Source organism: Drouetiella sp., assembly GCF_059504425.1.
Genome location: NZ_JCACIN010000020.1, coordinates 1 through 7,090 on the forward strand (window position 1 = coordinate 1; position 7,090 = coordinate 7,090).

Sequence of the window (7,090 nt, forward strand, 5' to 3'; positions counted from 1 at the left end):
TGAACGCTTCTCTACCTCTACAATAATGTCCTAACTCGTTCTCGTAGCGCTATACAAAAATTTATCCTGTTACAAGACTGCAATGTTTGACAAGCCGTCTTTTGACGTTTCCTAGCCTGTGGCAGCAGGATATGAACCGTCGATTTGATTGAAAAGATTGAGTCGCAGAGAATCCTTTACGTCGCCAGGAAGTGCTGTATGTCTAAGACCGCGAATGTTGCTATCGATCGTCCCGGCTTAGAGTCTCCGCCCAATCGCTTCTATCGTACCGTTTGGCGATGGCATTTCTATGCGGGGCTATTTGTCATCCCCTTTATGCTGATGCTGGCGCTCACAGGAATAGTTTATCTGTTTAAGCCGCAGCTAGATGCCGTCATGTATCGCAACCTGATGTTTGTTCAGCCGACGGGTACGTTTTTGCCTTACACGCAGCAAGTAGATGCGGCTAAAGCTGCCTTTCCGGAGGCGACGATTTCAAAAATTATCCCTAGCGTGAATACGAACCGCAGTACCGAAGTGGAGGTGAAAGCGGGCGATCGAACGCTAACGGTGTTTGTTAATCCCTATACGGGGCAAGTGTTGGGCGATCGTGATGAGGTGCAAAATCTGCAAAGCATTGCCCGTAAGCTGCATGGTGAGCTGATGATCGGCAAGGTGGGTGACTATCTCATTGAGTTGGCTGCCTGCTGGGGATTGGTGCTGCTGATCACAGGACTTTACCTCTGGTGGCCGCGCAGGGGATTTTCGGTCTGGGGAACTTTACTGCCGCGTTTGAGTAGCCGCAGTCGGCGAATTTTTTGGCGCGATCTGCACGCGGTTCCGGGCTTGTATGGGTCGCTGCTGGTCGGTTTCCTGATCTTGACGGGTCTGCCTTGGACAGGGTTTTGGGGAGACACGTTTGCTCAGGTTTGGAACCAGTTCCCAGCACAGATGTGGAATGATGTGCCTCAGTCTGTGCGGTTAACCGGATCGTTGAATCAGAATGGGCAGAATGTGCCTTGGGCGGTTGAGCAGATGCCGATGCCGCAGAGTCAAATTCAGAGCCAGCCGCATGACCATAGTTCAATGCACAGTGGCGGTTCGGATGTGCCGTCAGGTGCGGTAAATTTAAATTCTGTGATTGCTCTAGCCCAGTCTAAAGGTGTTGTGCCAGGATTTAACGTCACCTTGCCAGAGGGTGAGACGGGAGTGTATACCGTTTCGGGTTTTCCAGATAACCCGGCACAGGAAGCGACGATGCACATTGACCAATACAGTGGCAAGGTGCTGGCAGATGTGCGATGGCAGCAGTACGGGCTGGTGCCCAAAGCCGTTGAGTTGGGCGTTGCCATTCACATGGGTAAGTATTTTGGGTTGGCGAACCAGTTGCTGATGCTGTTTGCCTGTTTAACGGTGATTTTGCTGTGCGTCAGCGGCGTGGTTCTCTGGTGGAAGCGTCGTCCTGTCGATCGCCTGGGTGCGCCCCCCTTGCCTGAGCATGTGCAGCAGTGGAGAATGCCATTGGCGATCGTGGCTGTGTTGGGTCTGGCTTTTCCGCTGGTGGGGCTGTCGTTGGTGGTGGTCTTGCTACTGGACTATGGCATCCTTTCTCGAATTCCTTCTTTCAAACGTTTGATCAATTGACAGATTTCTTTTGTAGGACTTACGCAAGCCCTCTAGCTGTAGTGCATTTTTGTTGAAAGGTGCGTCACACACCTTTCAACAAATAGCAAATCTAAAGTTCCTACCGATTTTTCATGAACCAACGCACGAACAGCTTTTCCATCTCGATCCAGATAAAGATGAGCGAACTAAATCCAATGCAAATCAGCAGTTCTGTGGCGCTGAGGTAATGAGTGTTGAAGAAGTTGCGTAGCGGTTCGACATAGATCAGCAAAATCTGGAGAATGCTCGTCACCACGACTGAACCCAGCACATAGGGATTTGAGAAAGGATTGACCTCAATCGTCAGACGATTGCTCGATCGCACCGCCAGAGCATGCCCCATCTGCGCCAAACAGAGCGTCGTGAACACCATCGTCCGCCAGCGATCGCGCTCTAGACCGTTCCCCTGCACCTGCTCAGTGTAGCCGTATGCCCAGACCATGAGGGCGATCGTCACTACTGCTAAGACGATGCCGATGCGAATCATGTATAAGCCCAAGCCCTGGGCAAAAATGCTCTCTTTGGGATCTTTAGGCGGTAGCTGCATAATGCTGGGTCTGCCAGGTTCGACGGCAAGCGCCAGGGCTGGTAGACCGTCTGTCACCAAGTTCATCCAGAGAATTTGCAGGGGCGACAGCGGTACACCTCCTAGCCCTAAGATTGGTGCGGCGGCGATCGTCAACACTTCCCCAATGTTGCTACCCAAAATGTACTTGATGAAGCGCCGGATGTTGGCGTAGACGACGCGACCTTCTTCAACTGCCGAAACGATTGTCGAAAAGTTGTCGTCTAGCAGCACCATGTCGCTGGCTTCTTTACTAACGTCTGTGCCCGTAATGCCCATCGCCACACCGATGTCTGCCTGTTTGAGTGCAGGGGCATCGTTGACGCCATCTCCGGTCATTGCCACCACATGCCCTTGATGTTGCAGCGCTCGGACAATTCGCAGCTTGTGTTCAGGGGACACGCGGGCATAAACATTGACTTCCCCTACCGCAGACTGGAGTTCCTGATCGCTATAAGTTTCTAGCTGCTGTCCCGTTAAAAACGCGTCGCCAGGTTGGGCAATGCCTAAATCTGCGGCGATCGCCCGTGCGGTTAGCTGATGGTCTCCGGTAATCATCACCGGACGAATTCCGGCGGAGCGACATTTGGCAACAGCATCCCGAACTTCGGGGCGAGGCGCATCCAGCATTCCCACTAGACCCAGCCAGACCAAGCCATTCTCGGAAACCTCCTCAGACGCTTCGGGCGGCAGCTCGGTTAGAGCCTTGCTGGCAAATCCCAACACCCGCAAGCCTCGGCTGGCAAGCTGGTTATTTTGATCCAGAATATGCGATCGCTGTCCCTCGGTTAGCACTTGCAGTTGGTCTTGCACTTGAATGTGAGTGCAGCGCTCCAAGGTCAGCTCTGGTGAGCCTTTCGTGAACATGCAGTAAGCCGATTTGGGGCTTTTCACCATGACGCTCATCCGCTTGCGTTCTGAGGAAAAGGGAAACTCGGCAACGCGAGGAAACTGATAGTCTTCCTGATCTTTGCGTAAGTCTGCCTTACCCGCAACGGACAGCAAAGCGCCTTCGGTCGGATCGCCCAGAATCACCCATTCGCCATTTTCTTTTTGCAGAATGGCATCGTTGCAAAGTACGCAAGCTCTCAGCAGCGCCTGAAGCTCAGGCTGATCTTGAGCGGCGATCGCTTCGCCACCTGACTGCCTCGCCACCTGAAAGTCGCCCACAGGTGCATAGCCATCTCCAGTGACTGAGATGTTACCGCTTGCGGTGCTGACGACCTGTACCACCATCTTGTTTTGTGTCAGGGTGCCCGTCTTGTCGGAACAAATGGTCGTCACAGAACCCAGGGTTTCTACGGCGGGTAGCTTGCGAATCAGGGCATTGCGCTTCACCATGCGCTGTGTGCCTAGCGCCAGCGTCACTGTAATCACCGCAGGAAGTCCTTCCGGTACGACCGCCACTGCCATGCTGAGGGAGACTTTCACTAGCTCCTCAAATAGACTAGGACGGAAGATGGTGCCGCCAATGATGACAATTGCCACTAAAATCAAAGACCCAGTCACCAGCACATTCCCCAACTGGGTCATCCGCTTTTGCAGCGGCGTGGGTTCTGTTTCTACTTCTTGGAGCGCAGTGGCAATCTTGCCTAGCTCAGTTTGCATTCCCGTGCCCGTCACTAGCACCGTCCCCCGACCCTGCACAACTTCGGTTCCAGAAAAGACTAAGTTGATGCGATCGCCCAGAGAAGCATTTTCGGGAAGCTGTGCCTGGGGCTGCTTGTTTACCGCCTGCGACTCTCCGGTCAGTGCAGACTCTCGCACCTGAAGATTTGCTGATTCTAGCAAGCGACCGTCTGCCGAGACTTTTACGCCAGCCTCCAGCAGCATGATGTCTCCCGGCACCAGATCCTTGGAATCGACCTCCAGGGTTTTGCTGTCGCGGATGACGCGCACCTTAGAAGAGGCGAGATCTTTGAGCGCTGCTAGAGCCTTCTCAGCGCCGCTTTCCTGCACATATCCCAAAATGCCGTTGAGCAAGACGATAACGAAAATAGCGACAGCATCTTTAGGGAAAATGAATTTGCCTAGCGCCATCGCCTCACGAATGTCTAAAATTGCGGAAATGACGGCGACCGCAATCAGCATCAGCAGCATAATGTTTTTGAACTGATCCCAGAGGATCTCTAGCGGCGATCGCCCCCCCATTTCAATCAGCTCATTAGAGCCATACTTTTCTCGCCGTTCGACAACTTGGGGGTCGGTGAGTCCATCGGCGCGATTGCTACCGAGCAAGTCGGTGGCTTGCTCGGCAACCAGGGTGTGCCAAGCTGTAGGCGTAGAGAGAGTAGAGTGGGATAGAGAATTTTGTGCCATAAGAGATCAAACTTTTGAGTCAGTTATGAAGGTGGGCAAGAGATGAACCAATCCAGTGATCTTCAATCCAGTGATCTTATATAGTGCTATTAAAACTCGTATAGCACTATTAAATAGTGCTAAGACGGTTAATGTCAAACCCTAGATCTAGCAATCCCAAATGGGCTATGGGGAAAACTTCGCCTAGCCCGCAAATGATTGAAGACCGCCATAAACCTTGTGACATTCATATTTTCAGCGCCAGCGGATGTCGAATAACCTGCTATTCTCTCAGCCTTTCTTCTCTCAGCATTTAGTGAGTCGCAAGACCGAACTCCAACAGGTCAGCCAAATTTTGGTGCAAGACTGCGATTTGCTGGTGGTGGGCGCTCCAGGCATCGGACGGCGATCGCTGATTCGATCTGCCGCGCAGCAGATTGGAGCCAGAATTGTAGAAATTGACTTTCTGAGAACGACCAATGCCGATCGCTTCCTGCGCCTTTTGGCGGATGGCATAACGGAGACTTTTGTTGACCCCACTGAACTGGCTCTGATTCAGCGCTGGAGCACGGGCCATCCAATTGTTTTGGAGCAATCCCATAAAGTTCGGCTGGTTTGGCAATCGGCATCTACTCAGGACTGGATACTGTTTCAAACGCTGTTGGCACTGCCGCAGTTTTTAGCAGAGCAACTCAGCTGTCGTGTGGTCATCGTATTTCAAAACTTTCCCCATATCCGCTCCTGGGATCGGACAGGCGAGTGGGAAAACTATTTGCGTCAGGAGATTCAGCGTCAAAGTCGGGTTAGCTATGCCCTGATTTCGACGATCGCCGAACCCTGGATGCAGGATAGCGACCTGAAGCGGATCACCCTAGCTCCGCTAGACGACGAATCCATGACCACCTGGCTGGTGGCAACTCTGGCTTCCGAGGGGCTACAGTTCGACAGTTTGGCGTTGACGCTATTTCTAGGCTACGTTCAAGGGCACTTGGGCGATGCGATCGCTTTGGCGCGCCGCGTCTGGCTAGATCAGGCGGCTTTTGGGAGTAGGAAGGGCGATCGATCAGAATTGCTAGAAGAATTTTCGGAAGCAGCGCTAGAAGGATTCATTACAGCTCACCATGTGCATCGGAGCGCTCTGGCATTGGCTGAAGATTTATCTATCACGTTTGAATCGCTGATTTTACTGCTGCCTCCCAGCCAAGTGCGCGTCTTGGAGAGTCTGGCACTTGACCCAACCGATAAACCTCATGCCCGTGACTATATCCAAAAACATCAGCTCTCGCGAGGTGGTAGCCTACAAGGAGCACTCAGCAGCCTAGAGCAGAAGGGGCTAGTCTATGGAGCTAAGTTTGGCTACCGGATTGCTATGCCTATGCTGGAGTTTTGGCTGAAGCAGCGATTGAGTTAGTCGTTTGATATTCTCATCTTGGTAGTCCACAAAAAATCATTACCTCATACCAATTTGAATTGGAACCACGACAGATCCCGGTACGGGCTTGGCATTGCCAAGCCCCTTCTGAGGTTCAATGTGCCCACAAATTCGTTTAAATCGGTATAAACACCACCCTCCCCTTGAGGCGAGTTTTGTTGTGCCCAAGGTGCAGCTTGAGTGCGATCGCGTTCAATCATGGGAAACAGGCTCAATCTAGTGGTTAGATGTCATCGGGATTGATTCCCATTGCTCGGAGGCGATCGGCGAGGCGTGCTGCCCGTTGACTTTCAGCTTCAGCCCGTTCTGCCCCAGTCGGGATGACTTGCCCCGATTGATCGCACCAACGCAGCCAGAGTCGGGTCACTTCCTCTTCAAACTGTCCTTCCCATAAGGTTAAGCCAATGCCGATCGCATTCAGCCAAATGGGTTGACCGATCGCCGTGATGCCTTGTTCAGGGGTCAGTTGACCATACCCATCCGGTGAAATCGACCAGACCCGCAACAGCGCCCCATTCATTTCGTCTTTGCCTTGAATCTGTCTCAGCGGATCAAACACCACATAGTAAGGGATGCCGATCTGAGCATAAATCTCTTGCTTGGCGCGGGTCTTGCCCTTCTTCTGCGACTTTTTGCTAAGGGTTAACTCATCTCCTTCGGCATTGGAAACGATCTCAATGCAAACTTCGGGTTTTTTGCCCAATTCCCAAGCAAAGTACGATCGGTTCTGTCTCTGAGAAAAATCATCGGGACGCTGTACTCCCAGACTCAGCAGCATATCGGGGACGATCGGATCACCTTTGAGCTTGTAAAATAGCCCAACATTGGCAGCCGCCAAAAAGGGGGCGGGCAGCACCTTGGAACTGTAGAGCGGTTCCACTAACAGCCGTTGCTGCTCTTCAGATTGAAAGTTATCCACGGGGGTATCGTCTTCAATGACAAGGTGGCTGATGTCAAGCTCAGTTACGATTTCTGGATTGAGCAGCTCTTGAGTCATGGGCAATTACCAAACTCTATGCCTTATTATCCTGGATGACAGGGCAGAACAGGACAGTTTCGCCGCAGTGAATTCCACAAAATAGCATTGGGGTTGAGGCAGGGTTATTTCATTCTAAATAAGTCTCTGAGCATGTTAAGACCAAAGCCTGCAA

At 52.1% G+C, this 7,090-nt stretch carries 4 protein-coding genes; 2 read left to right on the plus strand and 2 right to left on the minus strand.

The window, feature by feature from the left end:
• The first annotated feature begins 198 nt into the window (after nt 1–198).
• A complete protein-coding gene (locus AC5JMP_RS04280; protein ID WP_495850195.1) occupies nt 199–1,623 on the plus strand; it encodes a PepSY-associated TM helix domain-containing protein in 1,425 nt (474 codons plus the stop codon).
• 100 nt (nt 1,624–1,723) lie between these two features.
• On the opposite strand, the gene AC5JMP_RS04285 is transcribed toward AC5JMP_RS04280, so the two are convergent.
• Nucleotides 1,724–4,528: a cation-translocating P-type ATPase gene (locus AC5JMP_RS04285; RefSeq protein WP_495850196.1), complete on the minus strand. Its 2,805-nt coding sequence runs from the start codon at nt 4,526–4,528 to the stop codon at nt 1,724–1,726.
• 247 nt (nt 4,529–4,775) lie between these two features.
• Between AC5JMP_RS04285 and AC5JMP_RS04290 the strand changes: the two genes are divergently transcribed.
• A complete protein-coding gene (locus AC5JMP_RS04290; RefSeq protein ID WP_495850197.1) occupies nt 4,776–5,918 on the plus strand; it encodes an ATP-binding protein in 1,143 nt (380 codons plus the stop codon).
• A gap of 244 nt (nt 5,919–6,162) precedes the next feature.
• Here AC5JMP_RS04290 and AC5JMP_RS04295 read toward each other — a convergent pair whose 3' ends face one another.
• Nucleotides 6,163–6,936, minus strand: coding sequence for a Uma2 family endonuclease (locus AC5JMP_RS04295; RefSeq protein WP_495850198.1), 774 nt, complete (start codon nt 6,934–6,936; stop codon nt 6,163–6,165).
• Nucleotides 6,937–7,090 lie beyond the last annotated feature (154 nt).